This window comes from Trinickia acidisoli (assembly GCF_017315725.1).
GTDB classification, from domain to species: Bacteria; Pseudomonadota; Gammaproteobacteria; order Burkholderiales; family Burkholderiaceae; genus Trinickia; species Trinickia acidisoli.
The window spans coordinates 1,756,184-1,770,160 of the sequence record NZ_JAFLRG010000001.1 but is presented as its reverse complement, the minus strand read 5'-3'; the positions used below and the strand labels follow the sequence as shown (position 1 = coordinate 1,770,160).

The following is a 13,977-nucleotide window of genomic DNA, read 5'->3' as shown; positions in this document are numbered from 1 at the left end:
GCTCTCTCTCGAAGTCAACCAGGGACCAAGCACGATTCGTTCACCACAAGCTCACTTCTCCTTCGTGCGATAGAGCGACGGCCAGTCGTCAACGAAGACGCCCGCGCACGCGCCTTCGAATCGCCGCCGGGCCATGACGAACTTCGCGCCGTCGAAAATCCAAGTCATCAAATCGCCGCAATCGCCGATACCGCGTACCCGATCGAAGATCTCGAATTCACCCTTGCTCGCGTCGTAATCGGCACTCGTCAGTTGGTTGGGCGGAGCATCGTCGTCGTTGCCGCTCTTGGCGTCCTCGCCAGGAGCGAAGGGCTTCGCGGAAAACGGCGAATGACGCGACACCCGGTACCAAAGGCTGGTCGGGTTATACGCGCTGCTGTCTCCGCATCCGAGCGATACGAGCGCTTCGCTGTCCGATAGTGCACCGGCCGTGCTGCCGTGGCGAAGCGCCCCTTTCACGTCGTCATCGTCGAGGCCAACGTCGCAGCGGTCGACGTCGGCGTGAAACTGGGCGAACGTCGACTTGATCAGCCGTTGCCGCTCGGCGTCCGAGAGACTCGGCCCCGGCGTTGCAGGCCCGATCACGGGTAAAGGCTTCGCCACGGGCACGGCCGACGCGGGGCTGCTTCCCGCACGCCGCCAAGCCGTCACCGTGCCGATTCGCCCCTGCCGGTCGTCGATGGCGAGCAGCGCGGCGCTCAAGCCTGCGAGCGAGAGCTTCGGCGTAGCCGCCGCTGCCGGATCGCCGAAGCTCACCGTGCCCGCATCGCGAGCGGCGGCCACCCATGCCGAGACGGTGCCTGCATCCTCGGTCGCCAGCCGATAGCCGTAGGTCTGCGCATCCTTGTCTTGCCATAGGGTCCATTTCGACCTATCTACGGCAAACGGATGGCCGTCCAAGCGCATTCGATTCGCGTCGAGCGGCGTGTCGGCCGCAATCTGTAGTTTTGCCGCGCCATCGGGCCCTGCGTCACGCTGCAGCCAAACGACGAGGCTGTTGCCGCTGCCGCTGTCGTCGGTGCCTTCGGCCGTGCAGCGGGTGACGTTATCGCACACGACTTCCCACCCTTTGAAATCGCCGACGTAGGTGTCGTCGTGCTTCTTGCCGGCCGCCGACGCGGGCGCGACCGCCCACGGCGCGAATAGCGCACACGCCAAACCAAGGCACCGCAATAGTCTCGTCATGGGCTGGATCGACTCGGGATCGTGAAGACAGCGCATCGTACCCGCGCCGTCTCGACTGAACAATGGCTGAGCGGCGCGGACGCGGGCTGGGCCGGCTCTAGTCGCGCGTCGCACCTTCCGTGAGCGCGGTCGCATAGCGAACGACCGCGTTCGCTATGCGTTCCGACAGCGCCGGATCACGGACGGCGCGCGCCACCGTGACGCCTCCCGACAGCAGCGCAAGCAGCGCGATGGCACGGTCGTCGCGATCGCTGCGGTCGCAGCGGCCGCTACCCGGCACGTCGCTCAGCCCGGACGACACTTCCTCGATGATCGCCAGCAGCGCCTTTTCATACGCCGCTCGCGTCTCGTCGTCGGCGCGCATGACCTCCGGCGAAAGGCTCGGCAGCGCGCAACTTTCACCCAGTTCGCAAGTCCGGCGAGGGCCCAGATAGAACGCCACGAACGGACGGCGCCAGCGCGCGCCGTGCTCGGCCTTCAGCGTCGCGATCGCTTCCCTCAATTGCTCCATGCCCGACAGCACCACGGCGCGAAACGCTTCGCTCTTGGACTTGAAGTGTCCATAGAACGCGCCGTTGGTCACGCCGGCTTCCTTCGTCAGCGGACCGATGCCGGAGCCGCCGTAACCCTCGCGCCGGAACAGCCGGGCGGCGGCGTCCAGAATCCGCTCGCGGGTCTCGTGCTTGTGTTCGATCGAATAGCGCATAAAAAACCTTACAGAGCATATGCTCTCTATTGAATAGAGAGCGATCGATATGTATTCTATAGAGAGCGATCGCTATTTATAACACGTCCCAGCCTACCGACCAGGAGGTATTGCTATGCCGATCACATTGACCGTACCGGAAGGCGTTTTCAATTCCGAGGCCGAAGCAAAGGTATTTGCCGAATTGACCCACGCACTGCTCGACATCGAGGGCCTGCAAGACAACGCATTCATGATTCCGAACGTCGTAGGCACGCTGAACGTCTTGCCGCGCAATCGGATCTTCTCGGGAGGACGAGCGGCGGCCGCGGCGTTCGTCGAGCTGAAACTGCCTGCTGTGGCGCTTGCATCGCCCGATGCCAAGCGAAGCTTCATCGCGCGGGCGACCGAGATCGTCGCCCGCGCATCGAGCGGCAAGCTCGCGCCCGAGCACGTCTGGGTCAATGTCGTTTATGCCGAGGATGGTGCATGGGGAATCGGCGGGCGCGGCTATGACAACGCCGCACTCGGCGACGCCATTCGCGCGGCGGCTCACGCTCACTGACGCGGAAAATCGTTGCGGCTTGCGCCGATAGGCCGTCGGCGGGCACGCACGCATGACGAAACCCCGCGAGTGCTAAGGCTCGCGGGGTTTCGTCACAGGCCACGCTTTGTCGTCGAGCAACGACGCGTTGAGCATCGTCTCGACCGTACGCGCGAGCGCACGTCCGAGCGCGGGTTTGCTCGCGAGATGACCGGCGTTCGCGAACTCGGCCCGCACGCCGGGGATCGCACGCGCCAGGCGTTGCACGTTGCCGGGCGGACATACCGGATCGCGCAGGCCGTGGATCGCATACGCTGGAATGCCAGCCCGTTCGACTTCACGCGCGAGCGCGAGGAGCCGCCGCTCGCCGAGCCAACAATCGTGGCGCAGATAGTGGGCCTGAATCCGGTACTTCGCGACGAGTGCCTCGTCGGTTGCGCGCGGACGCCTCGCAACGGGTCTGCCGCGTGGCCAATGCGCCGACGCGAGCACAGCCGCCTCGTAGTCGCGCCACGCACGTGCGACGGCGAGACTGCATGCATGCGGCGCGCCGGCCGCTAGCCGCTTGGCGCAGCGCTCGAACAGCATGCTGGGCCGCCCGCCCCCCGCTGCGCGTGACAAGCGCAGCCACTCGCGCGGCGCGCGCGAACGCGACGTGACGAATAGACTGCGCACCTCGCGGCGCGACGTGAGAAAAAGACCGCGCAACACGATCCCCGACACGCGCTCGGGATGCGTTCCCGCGTAGGCGAGTGCGAGCGCCGCGCCCCACGATCCTCCAGCGACATGCCACTGCTCAAAGCCGAGCGCGCGTCGAACCGCCTCGAGATCGGCGACGAGACGGTCCGTGCGATTGTGGCGCAATCGGCCGCGCGGCAACGATGCGCCCGCGCCGCGCTGATCGACCGACACGGCACACACCGCCAAGCCGCCGAACGGCGCGAGCATGCCCGGGTGGCTGCCGCTGCCCGGTCCGCCGTGCACCACGACGATCGGTTGAGCGCCGACGTCGCCCGCAACCGTATAAGCAATCGCATGCCCGTCACGGCGGATACGGCGCATCGTTGTCGCGTCGCGGGTGCGGTTAGAAGAACCCGAGCGCCTCGGCTTGGTAGCTCACGAGCAAGCACTTCGTCTGCTGATAGTTCTCGAGCGCCTTCTTGTGGGTTTCGCGCCCGATGCCCGACTGCTTGTATCCACCGAATGCCGCGTGCGCCGGATACAGGTGATAACAGTTGGTCCAGATGCGGCCCGCTTCGATCTCCCGGCCCATCCGATAGGCACGCGTCCCGTTGCGGGTCCACACGCCGGCGCCGAGACCGTAGTACGTGTCGTTGGCGATCTCGATCGCTTCCTGCTCGTCCTTGAACGTCATCACCGAGGCCACGGGCCCGAAGATTTCCTCCTGGAACACGCGCATCTTGTTATTGCCGAGCAGCATCGTCGGCTGCACATAGAAGCCGGTGCCGAGATCGGGCGTGGGTGCCGTGCGTGCCCCGCCGGTGAGACACTGCGCGCCCTCTCCACGGCCGATGTCGATGTACGTGAGGATCTTGTCGAGTTGCTGCTGCGAGGCTTGCGCGCCGATCATCGTTTGCATGTCGAGCGGATGCCCGGCCTTGATGCGATCCACGCGCGCGATGGCTTTCTCGATGAAGCGCTCGTAAATCGATTCTTGAATCAGCACGCGCGATGGGCACGTGCAGACTTCGCCCTGATTGAGCGCGAACATGGCGAGCCCTTCGAGCGCTTTGTCGAGGAATGCATCGTCATGGTCCAAGACATCGGCGAAGAAGACGTTCGGGCTCTTACCGCCGAGTTCGACCGTCGACGGAATCAGATTGTCGGCAGCCGCGCGCAGGATGTGCTTGCCGACCGGCGTCGACCCGGTAAACGCGATCTTCGCGATGCGCTTGCTCGTCGCAAGTGCCTCGCCCGCTTCCTTGCCGAAACCGTTCACGATGTTGACCACGCCGGGCGGGAACAGATCGCCGATCAACTCCATCAGCACGAGCACCGACGCCGGCGTTTGCTCGGCCGGCTTCATCACGACGCAGCATCCGGCCGCGAGCGCGGGTGCGAGCTTCCACGACGCCATCAACAGCGGGAAGTTCCAGGGGATGATCTGCCCGACGACGCCCATCGGCTCGTGGAAGTGGTAGGCGACCGTGTTGTCGTCGATCTCCGAAATGGCCCCTTCCTGCGCGCGGATGCAGCCGGCGAAATAACGGAAGTGGTCGACGGCGAGCGGCAGGTCGGCCGCCATCGTCTCGCGCAGCGGCTTGCCGTTGTCGATCGTTTCGGCGACAGCGAGCAGCTTCAAGTTCTTCTCCATGCGATCGGCTGCCGCCAGCAGCAAGTTCGAACGCTCGGTGGGAGACGTCTTGCTCCATTTGCGCCGCGCGGCGTGAGCCGCGTCGAGGGCGATCTCGATATCGGCGGCGCCGGAACGCGGAATGCGGCAGAACGGCTTGCCGTTGATGGGCGAGACATTCTCGAAATAATCCACGCCGAGCGGAGCCACCCATTTGCCACCGATATAGTTCTCGTACTGCTTGCGATAAGGAAATTCGACGTCCAGGCCGAGCTGTTTCAAGTCAAACAGGTCCATTGCATGTCTCCTTCGATGGCGTTATCTAAAAATGGAAGTCACAACGAGTCACAATCACAGCGCCGAGATGGCTGCGCCCTCATTAGGCAACAAGCATGCCAACGAGAAACGCCGATAGGCATGACGAAGATGAATAGCCGCGGGAGTCGCGGTGCTTCAATTCGGAACAGACCTGATTCATCGTCTTGCCCACTGTCGCAATTTGCGACAGTGGCGAGCGCCTTTTCGGCGTGCTGCGTTCACTCGTCGAGCTTGAAGACGACGGGCACGTTCACCCATCCGTCGACGGCCTGCCCCGCGCGTCGCGCGGGCACGAAGCGCCAGCCCGAAACCGTCGCGACGGCCGCGTCGTCGAGCAAAGCATGGCCGCTCGATTCGATGACCGAGACGCCCTGCGCGCAGCCGCTCGCGAGCACGTGAACGTTCATCAGCACCGTTCCCTGCCATCCGCGTTGAAGGGCCACGGGCGGATAGGCTGCGGCGGGATTGTGCAGGTAGGCCGCGTTGAAGGTCGGCTCACTCGCAGCATCGCGCGGGGCGTTCGGCTCAGGGGTCTGCCCGCCCTCTTGGTCCGCGCGCTGCGCAGGCTCGCTTGCAACCCGCTGCATCGAAGCGGGCCTTGTCGATGAGACGGACGTACTCAGATCCTGTGGCACTGCCTCTTGGGTCGGCGGTTCGTGCGCCACCGCGTTGTCGTGGGCAGGCGCGGTGCGCTCGCTCGCCACTGGGATCGAGCGTGGCGTCTCTCGCGTAGCCGGCCGCGACAAGTCACGAGCGCGTTTGTCCAGCACGGGCATTGCAGCGCGCGATTTGGGAACGGCAAGCCGACCCGCGACGCGCTGCGTGGGATCGGTGCCGCGATACAGTGGATCGTCGTGCGGCATTTCATGCGCAACCGATTCCGTGCGAGGTGCGTCGTCGACAGGCGAGTGCTCGAGCGCGGCAACGATACGGATGTCGACGTGCGGCGAGGCATGGGACGCCGCGTCATGCTCGTATAGGCGCATCGCGGCAAACCCGTGCAGCAAGAGCACCACGGCGGCGATCACGCCAAGCCGACCGCGCTCGCCCCGATCCGCTGCGACTTGCGTTCGCACGATTCACTCCTTATCGCCTTCGGCCACTCGAAGCGCTTTTCATAGCGGGCACCTCCTGCGTCGATGTCCGCTCACGCAGCGCCGCGACTGGATGCTTCGACGCCGAGCAACGAGCTCGACGCTCGATCCCTGAGATCGGAGGAGCTTGCCGACCAGGCCTTCACTTCGGCGACGCCGCGGGCACGCCCGCACGCGCGGCGCTTTGCGGACCGGCATTGAGCAGCGCCGTCGATCCCTTCGCGATATCCGCCGTCATTTTCGTGCTGCCCGGGCCGTACCCGTTCGCATTCAGGAGAAACGCCATGATGTCGGCATACTCGCCGTCCTTCAGCTTGCCCGGACGATCGGCCGGCATGTTGGTCGACATGTAGCCATACACGCCGCCGATCGTCAGATGCGCATTGGCCGCGGGCGCGAACGCCGCACCGCTGAGCGCCGGCGCGGTGATGCCTTGCATATCCGCGCCATGACACTTCGCGCAGTTGCTCGCATACAAACGCTTGCCGTGCAGGACCTGGGCGCGATCGAACGATGGCGCGGCGGAGCCGCCGCCGGCCGACACCTTCTCGATCCGACCGGACATGCGCGCCGAGTAAGCCGCATCGCGCAGCATGCCCAGGCGTGCGCCGGCGACGGGACCGTCGAGATAGGTGAGCGCGGCGGACGTCGCGGGCACGGCTGGTGTGGCTTGCGCGGCCTGCATCGTAGCGGGCAGCGTCCAAGCGCGCGTGAGCTTGGCGAGACGCCCATCGGCCGTCATTGCGCCGAGTGCGGTGTCGACCTTCCGCTGCAAAGCCCTTTCGTTCGAACCGAACGCGAAGACGAGCCGCCAAGCGGAATAAGGCGAGCGCGTCTTGCGTACATCGAAGCGCTGCCCCGCGTGCGCTTGCCGATAGGCGACGACAGCCGGATACCAGACGATCGCGCGTATCGCCCGGCCGCTCGCGACGGCATCGACGGTCAGCTCGGGTGTGTTCTCGAGATCGAAGCGCACGTGCTGCTCCTGAACCGCAATCAATTGCGAAGGGCTTCCATAGGTCGCAGCGACAACCTCATCCGCCGCGTGCCCATGCATGTGCGTGCCCGTCTCGACGCTGACGTAGTCCGCCCGCAAATAGCCGCGGGAAAACAGCATCGTGCTGCCCGAAGCATCGGCAACGGACGAACGCGGAAAACCCGCGATGACATCGCAACCGTGGCCGAGCGTCTGGTGCAACTCCTTCAAAGAGACGCCGTCGTCATCGTCGCCGCCGGGGATGCCATGCTCGACGAACGTGGCGGCGATGCCTGCCGTCTTGAACGCCTCCTGCGCAACGACCTTGTCGAGCGTAGCCGAGGGGCTGCCCGGGAACGTGCAGATGCGAATCGGCGTCGCCGCCGCTGACGACGAAGCGATGGCGAGTGCGGAGGCGGCCACCGCGGCCACCGCAAAATGCTGAAGATGCGTTTTCATGATCGTACTTTCGATGAGTGCTGCGTCGCGCCACGACCGCCGCACCGAGCGGGCGGCCGTGACGCTTCATACCAGCGCTTGAGATGAGGCGGGCTAATCTAGGCCGCGCGAATCAGCCGTGATGCAAGGCGAACACATAGAGCGTGCCCCCGCGCGGCACCTTGTCCGCAATCTTCGCCATCGGGCCGCCCCAGATCGGGTTCGCGCCGCCGTAACCGGCGAGCACGGCCACGTACTCTTGCCCGTGCGCTTCGAACACGGAGGGCTGCGCGACGATGCCGCTCGCCAGCTTCGGGCTCTGCCAGAGGACCTTGCCCGTCGCTTCGTCGAACGCGTAGAGGTGGCCGTCGAGCGAACCGCTGAACGCCAGGCCGCCGGCCGTGCTCGCCACGCCACCGTTCCACGGCATCTTGCTCCAATGGCTCCAGACCTTCTTGCCCGTGTCCACGTCGATCGCCTGCAACTCGCCGTAGCCGTGGCTGCCGGGTTCGGGCTCGATCTCGAAGCCTTCGCCGAGATAGGGCAAGCCCTCCATGTAGCTGACCGACTTGCCCGAGAGGCTCATGCACGCATGCAGCGACGGCACGAACGCCAGATGCTTGGCCGGATCGTACGAGACGGACCACCAGTTCTTGCCGCCCAGAAAGCTCGGGCAGGTATCGATCGTCGTGCCGACGTTGGGGTACTTCGAAGCGTCCTCGATCGGCTCGCCGTCATGCGTATAACCGGTGACCGAAGTCGCCTTCACGAACGCGCTGGCGTAGATGAGCTTGCCCGTCGCGCGATCGATCGCGTGGAAAAAGCCGTTGCGATCGGCATGGATGATGGCGTCGTAGTCCTTGCCGTCGTATTGGATCTTCGCAAGGACCGGCGTGTTCACGCCGTCGTAGTCCCACGTGTCGTTACGCGTGTATTGGTAGTGCCATTTGATGTCGCCTGTTTTCGGATCGAGCGCGAGCAGCGAATCGGTGTAGAGGTTGCTGCCGGGGCGCAGCTTCGCGAGCCACGGGCCCGGATTGCCGACGCCCCAGAACAGCGTCTTCGTGGCCGGATCGAAGGTGCCGGTCAGCCACGAGGCGCCGCCGCCGTGCGCCTGCATGCCGTTGGGCCAGGTGTCGCCGCCTTTTTCCTGGGCGCTTGGAATCGTCGTGCGCTTCCACAGCACGTTGCCGTTGTCGGGATCGAGCGCGGCGATGAACCCGCGTGCGCCGTATTCGCCGCCCGAGTTGCCGACCACGATCGCGCCGTCGATCGCAAGCGGGGCGAGCGAGAACGCGTAGCCGGTGCCCGGATCGAACATGCGCTTTTTCCAGGCGACGGCCCCCGATTGCGCATCGAGTGCGACGATTTCACCGTCGAGCATCGCGATATAAGCATTCTTGCCGTAGAGCGCGACACCGCGATTGACGACGTCGCAGCAGGCGTTCTTGAACGCTTCGGGACCGAGCTTCGGCTCGAACTTCCAGAGCTGCTTGCCTGTGATCGCATCGAATGCGTAGACGTTATCCTTAGGCGTACTAACGAAAAGATAGCTGCCGTTGACGACCGGGGTTGCCTCGAATCCTTGCTGCAGATCGGCGGGAAATTTGTAGCTCCATGCGAGCGAGAGCTTGCTCACGTTCGACGTATCGATTTGCTTGGCGGGGGAATGCGACTGCCCGTCGTAAGTGCGGTAGTAGGTGAGCCAACCCGGATCGCTCTGCGCGTTCGAGAGGCGCTCGTAGGTGACCGGTGGATAGTCGCTGCCCGCGTGCGAGCATTGCGGGGCGAGGCCGATGGCCCCTATTGCACAAGCGGCAAACGCCGTGCGCCATACGGCCGAAACTGAACGTCGCGTCATGTGTGTCTCCTGTGTCGGCCGAAGTTGCCGCTGTGCGAGTCGGTCGGAGCGCGTGCGTCGACACTTGCGTCGGCGCTCGCTCCGGCCTCATGCAGAGCACTCGGTCCGCTCTCATGCATAGCTTGGTTGGTCGATTTGTCACGGCATGGATCGGTCGAGGCTGAGGCACTCGATTCGCGATAAATTGCCGCGGGCCTCGCTGAATGCAAGTCGTATGCCATCGCGTGCGCACCGTGCGCGGCGGCTCTCATCGTCGTCACCTCATGTGCGCCGAACCGCATTCGCCATCGATGCGCGATCGAAGCAAGGCGTTCCAAACTGAAACAAGTCTGAACGCCGCGGTGTCGCTAAACGAAACAGTGCGCAACACATCAACGATGAAGACAGAGCGCATTCGCCCGTCGATCAATGGATCGGCTCACCCAAAGCGCCGACACGGGCCTGCCAAGAAAGCATTGGCACGCTTCTCGCATTGTGGAAGGTCAAGCCGGAAACAGCGGCAAGCCGGCTTCCAAGCCGATCGAAGCGAACGACGCTCGCGACGAAACGGCAGACGAGACACGGCGCGAACGTGGCGCATCGGAAATCGCAAGCGACACGTATACATGGGACAGGCGGCAGGAGGAGATCATGAAACGGTTGAGATGGGTCGTTGAAAAATGGCTGGCGCCGGCACCGGAAGCTTCGATCCGCGTCGAGCGGTTTGCGTCCGGCGCCGAGGGCAAACATCACGTGCGCGTGGAGATCGATGGCCCGCGCGGCACGATTTCTCTGCACTTCTTCCGCCACGACGACGGCGCGTGGCAAGTGTTCCCGCCCGAGCACGCAGGCGTGACGATGCGCGCTCAAGCGGCGTGACACCTTCATGAGCAACCGCCCTCCCCAAACACGCAGAGCGCACCACCGATTCGCGTCGAAACAACGTGCACGCTTGACATGGTGCTTCGCCGCGAGCGCGCTCGTGAGCCTTGCATCGCCCGCGAAGGCACAGACCGAACCGACCGCGCCCACCGCCAAAGGGGTAACGCTCCCGCCGATCGTCGTGGTCGGCACGACTCCGCTCGTCGGCATCGGTTTGCCGCTCACGCAGGTAGCGGCAAACGTTCAGATCGTGCGCAGTGCGCAACGCGATGCACAGCACCGCGAGACGCTCACGGACTACTTCGAAAAGAACTTACCGAGCGTCGACATCAACGACGCGCAGGGCAACCCCTATCAGATGAACATCAACTACCGAGGCTTCACGGCTTCGCCGCTGCTCGGCACACCGGAGGGTCTGTCGGTGTTCATGGATGGCGTGCGCATCAACGAGCCGTTCGGCGATGTGGTGAACTGGGACTTGATCCCGCAGGATGCGATCGACACGATCGAGTTGATTCCCGGCTCGAACCCGACGTTCGGCCTCAATACGCTCGGCGGCGCACTCGCGATCTCGACGAAGAACGGCAAGGACCACCCGGGCGGCGAGGCCGAGCTGTCGGGCGGTTCATGGGGCCGCAAGACGGCCGCCATCGAGCAAGGCGGGACGATCGGCGATCGTCTCGACTACTACGTAACCGGCAACGTCGCGAACGACGACGGCTGGGCCCAAGAAAACGCGAGCCGCGTGCGTCAGGGCTTCGGCAAGCTGCGTTATACCGACGCCGACACCACGATCGCGCTGTCCGCCGGCGGTGCGAACAACGACTTGCTGGGCATGCAGACGATTCCTCGTTCGTTTCTCGACGATTTTCGGCAGCCTTATACCTTTCCCGATCAAAACCTGAACCGCGCCGGCTATCTGACGCTGACCGGCGAGCACTATGTCAACGATGCGCTCGAGTTGAGCGGCAACGTCTACTACCGCCACTTCGTGAACGAGAGCATCAGCAGCAACAACAACACCGACTACGGCGCACTTCTGCCCGACGGTTCGGTCGACACGCTGCAGGCCACGAACGTCGACTCCGCCGTCGCGACCGACAGCTACGGCGCAAGCCTGCAAATGACGCTGCTCGGCAAACTCGGCGGCCTGCAAAATCAATTCGTCGCCGGTGTCGCGGCCGATTTCGCGAACTCGCACTACACCGCATCGTCGCAGAACGCCTACTTCACTGCATCGCGCGCGACGATAGGCATCGGCGACTATGTCACGCAAGCGGATGCGAAAACGCGCGACGGCAACCTCGCAGCCTATCTGCAAGATACGTTGTCGCTGACCCGGCAATGGGCCCTGACGCTGTCGGGCCGCTACGACTGGGCAAAGACGGACATCGGCGACGAGAGCGGCGCACAGCCACAGCTCGACGGCAGCCACGTGTTCTCGCGCTTGAATCCCGCCCTCGGGCTGACGTGGAACCCCGTACCGAGCTTCACGGCCTACGCGACTTACAACGAAGGCATGCGCACGCCGACCGCGATCGAGCTGACCTGCGCCGACCCGGCCGCACCGTGCTCGCTGCCGAACGACTTCGTTGCGGACCCAGCGCTCGCGCCCGTCGTCTCGAAGACCTACGAAGCCGGCGCGCGCGGCAAGCTCGGCAGTGCGACGACGTGGAGTGCCGCCGTCTACGACACGACGCTATACGACGACATCGAGTTCATCAGCGCGGCGACCACGACGCAAGGCTACTTCCAGAACGTGGGCAAGACGCGCCGTGAGGGCCTCGAGCTTTCCGGGCATACGCAGTTCGGAAAGCTCGGCGTGACGGCGAACTACAGTTTCATCGACGCCACCTACCGCGCGAGCTGGGTGTCCAGCAGCCCGAGCAACTCGAGCGCCGATGCGAACGGCAACATCGTCGTGCGCCCCGGCGATCACATTCCCGGCATTCCCACCAACTCCATCAAATTGCGGCTCGATTACGCGGTCACGCCGCAATGGACCGCCGGAACGAACGTGACCTATCGCAGCGGCGTTTTTGCGCAAGGCGATGAAGACAACGAGGATGTCAACGGCAAGCTCCCCGGCTACTTCCTGATCGATCTCGATACGACGTATCGCGTCACCAAGCAATTGCAGCTCTTTGCAACCGTGTCGAACCTGCTGAACAAACGCTATGCGAGCTTTGGCGTGCTCGGGCAGAACTTCTTCAACGGCCCGAGCCACACGTTCGACGGGCTCGCGCCCGTCAACGAAATGTTCATCGGGCCCGGCGCGCCCAGAGGGGCGTGGGTCGGGATGCGCTATGCGTGGAATTAGCGCGGCGATAGCGGCTGAGCCGCCCCCGCTCCGCCTTATCGCCCCGATTGCGCAAGGTCGCCATGTCGCATTTTGCAACACCTGTCGCCCAATGAAACAGCGAACGTTTCATGATTGCACCGGTAAGTTGCCGCGCGCTTGGCAATGTTCGCGCCCCCTTGCGTTGACCGTGCATCGATCGAAGCAGACCGCTTCGATCGCATCGCGTCGCGACATACCAGGCGGTCGGCATAGCCTTTGCTTTATCGATGCGACCGCAACGAATGACCGCGGTTTCCCCGCTTCAACCACGCAATCACACTAGGAGACAATCATGCAGTGGACTACGCCCGCTTATACCGACCTGCGCTTCGGTTTCGAAATCACGATGTACATCGCCAACCGATAAGGAGCCGGTAAGCGCCGCGCGTGAAGTCGATTCCCTTCACGCGCGGCAGCTTCCGAACGCATCGTCATGCTGATCAAGGTTCTTGGTTCCGGCGCGGGCGGCGGACTGCCCCAGTGGAACTGCAATTGTGCGAACTGTTCGCGGGCGCGCGCGCCCACCGGCACACTCGCGGCACGCACGCAATCGTCCATCGCGCTCAGCGACACCGGCGACGACTGGGTGCTCATCAACGCATCGCCCGATCTCCTGGCCCAATTGCGCGCGCACCCCGAACTGCAGCCGGCCCGCGCGCTGCGCGACAGCGGCATTGCGGCAGTCATGCTTTGCGATGCGCAGATCGATCATGTGACTGGCCTCGTCATGTTGCGCGAGCGCACGACGCCGCTGCCGCTTTACGCCACACGGTCCGTGCTCGACGATTTATCGGGCGCTTTGCCGCTCATCCCGTTGCTCGGCCATTACTGCGGCGTCGACGAACACCCGATCGCGCTCGGCGTACCGTTCACGATCGCACCGCTCACCGGCTTGCGGTTCACTGCGATCGCCATCGACAGCGCCGCACCGCCCTATTCGCCGCATCGCGAAGCACCCGTGATCGGCGACAACATCGCACTCGTGATCGAAGACGTCGCGACGGCCGCCACCGCCTTTTACGCACCGGGTCTCGCGCGCACGTCGGAATCGATACTGACCGCAATGCGCTCGGCAACACTCGTTCTCGTCGACGGCACGTTCTGGACGGATACGGAGATGATCGATCTCGGCTTGTCGGGCAAACGCGCTGCCGACATGGGGCACCTCGCCCAATGCGCCGCGAACGGCAAGCCCGGCATGCTCGACCTGCTCGACACGCTGCCGCGCACCACGCGCAAAGTGCTCATTCATATCAACAACACGAATCCGATTCTCGATCCCGACTCCGATGCGCACGCGATCGTGCGTGCGCACGGCATCGACCTCGCGGAAGACGGTATGCAACTGCTGGTATAGACT

The 13,977-nt window shown here is 64.2% G+C and carries 12 protein-coding genes; 5 read left to right on the top strand and 7 right to left on the bottom strand.

Features of this window, described 5'->3' with window-relative positions:
- Positions 1-51: 51 nt before the first annotated feature.
- Together J3485_RS08125 and J3485_RS08120 are read right to left on the bottom strand one after the other, a co-directional pair.
- On the bottom strand, positions 52-1,185 hold the full coding sequence (locus J3485_RS08125) for a DUF1176 domain-containing protein (RefSeq protein WP_206951990.1): 1,134 nt from the start codon (positions 1,183-1,185) through the stop codon (positions 52-54).
- 97 nt (positions 1,186-1,282) lie between these two features.
- Positions 1,283-1,891 (bottom strand): TetR/AcrR family transcriptional regulator, encoded by a 609-nt coding sequence (locus J3485_RS08120; protein ID WP_206951989.1) that lies wholly within the window; start codon positions 1,889-1,891, stop codon positions 1,283-1,285.
- Positions 1,892-2,006: 115 nt separating this feature from the next.
- Between J3485_RS08120 and J3485_RS08115 the strand changes: the two genes are divergently transcribed.
- On the top strand, positions 2,007-2,435 hold the full coding sequence (locus tag J3485_RS08115; protein ID WP_206951988.1) for a tautomerase family protein: 429 nt from the start codon (positions 2,007-2,009) through the stop codon (positions 2,433-2,435).
- 72 nt (positions 2,436-2,507) lie between these two features.
- On the opposite strand, the gene J3485_RS08110 is transcribed toward J3485_RS08115, so the two are convergent.
- The 5 genes from J3485_RS08110 to J3485_RS08090 form a co-directional block, all read right to left on the bottom strand.
- Positions 2,508-3,476: an alpha/beta fold hydrolase gene (locus J3485_RS08110; RefSeq protein WP_206951987.1), complete on the bottom strand. Its 969-nt coding sequence runs from the start codon at positions 3,474-3,476 to the stop codon at positions 2,508-2,510.
- A 22-nt stretch (positions 3,477-3,498) separates the two neighbouring features.
- Positions 3,499-5,025 (bottom strand): aldehyde dehydrogenase family protein, encoded by a 1,527-nt coding sequence (locus tag J3485_RS08105; RefSeq protein ID WP_206951986.1) that lies wholly within the window; start codon positions 5,023-5,025, stop codon positions 3,499-3,501.
- A 239-nt stretch (positions 5,026-5,264) separates the two neighbouring features.
- Positions 5,265-6,122, bottom strand: coding sequence for an energy transducer TonB (locus tag J3485_RS08100; protein WP_309476989.1), 858 nt, complete (start codon positions 6,120-6,122; stop codon positions 5,265-5,267).
- A 160-nt stretch (positions 6,123-6,282) separates the two neighbouring features.
- Positions 6,283-7,575: a c-type cytochrome gene (locus tag J3485_RS08095; protein WP_206951985.1), complete on the bottom strand. Its 1,293-nt coding sequence runs from the start codon at positions 7,573-7,575 to the stop codon at positions 6,283-6,285.
- Positions 7,576-7,687: 112 nt separating this feature from the next.
- The gene (locus J3485_RS08090) at positions 7,688-9,415 is read right to left on the bottom strand and encodes a methanol/ethanol family PQQ-dependent dehydrogenase (protein WP_206951984.1); all 1,728 of its coding nucleotides are present in this window, start codon (positions 9,413-9,415) and stop codon (positions 7,688-7,690) included.
- A gap of 630 nt (positions 9,416-10,045) precedes the next feature.
- On the opposite strand from J3485_RS08090, the gene J3485_RS08085 reads away from it, so the two are divergent.
- The 4 genes from J3485_RS08085 (at position 10,046) to pqqB (ending at position 13,974) form a co-directional block, all read left to right on the top strand.
- Positions 10,046-10,273, top strand: a complete 228-nt coding sequence (locus tag J3485_RS08085) for a hypothetical protein (RefSeq protein ID WP_206951983.1) — start codon at positions 10,046-10,048, stop codon at positions 10,271-10,273.
- Between the two features lie 7 nt (positions 10,274-10,280).
- Positions 10,281-12,596 (top strand): TonB-dependent receptor, encoded by a 2,316-nt coding sequence (locus tag J3485_RS08080; RefSeq protein ID WP_206951982.1) that lies wholly within the window; start codon positions 10,281-10,283, stop codon positions 12,594-12,596.
- A gap of 313 nt (positions 12,597-12,909) precedes the next feature.
- Complete coding sequence (gene pqqA, locus J3485_RS08075) at positions 12,910-12,984, top strand: pyrroloquinoline quinone precursor peptide PqqA (RefSeq protein WP_006410019.1); 75 nt, start codon at positions 12,910-12,912, stop codon at positions 12,982-12,984.
- A 66-nt stretch (positions 12,985-13,050) separates the two neighbouring features.
- Positions 13,051-13,974, top strand: a complete 924-nt coding sequence (pqqB, locus tag J3485_RS08070) for a pyrroloquinoline quinone biosynthesis protein PqqB (protein WP_206951981.1) — start codon at positions 13,051-13,053, stop codon at positions 13,972-13,974.
- Positions 13,975-13,977 lie beyond the last annotated feature (3 nt).

Coding starts and splice junctions, on each gene's coding strand:
- J3485_RS08085 (WP_206951983.1), top strand. CDS start 10,046: ATGAAACGGTTGAGATGGGTCGTTGAAAAATGGCTGGCGCCGGCACCG.
- J3485_RS08115 (WP_206951988.1), top strand. CDS start 2,007: ATGCCGATCACATTGACCGTACCGGAAGGCGTTTTCAATTCCGAGGCC.
- J3485_RS08080 (WP_206951982.1), top strand. CDS start 10,281: ATGAGCAACCGCCCTCCCCAAACACGCAGAGCGCACCACCGATTCGCG.
- J3485_RS08125 (WP_206951990.1), bottom strand. CDS start 1,185: ATGACGAGACTATTGCGGTGCCTTGGTTTGGCGTGTGCGCTATTCGCG.
- J3485_RS08110 (WP_206951987.1), bottom strand. CDS start 3,476: ATGCGCCGTATCCGCCGTGACGGGCATGCGATTGCTTATACGGTTGCG.
- J3485_RS08120 (WP_206951989.1), bottom strand. CDS start 1,891: ATGCGCTATTCGATCGAACACAAGCACGAGACCCGCGAGCGGATTCTG.
- J3485_RS08090 (WP_206951984.1), bottom strand. CDS start 9,415: ATGACGCGACGTTCAGTTTCGGCCGTATGGCGCACGGCGTTTGCCGCT.
- J3485_RS08105 (WP_206951986.1), bottom strand. CDS start 5,025: ATGGACCTGTTTGACTTGAAACAGCTCGGCCTGGACGTCGAATTTCCT.
- J3485_RS08095 (WP_206951985.1), bottom strand. CDS start 7,575: ATGAAAACGCATCTTCAGCATTTTGCGGTGGCCGCGGTGGCCGCCTCC.
- pqqB (WP_206951981.1), top strand. CDS start 13,051: ATGCTGATCAAGGTTCTTGGTTCCGGCGCGGGCGGCGGACTGCCCCAG.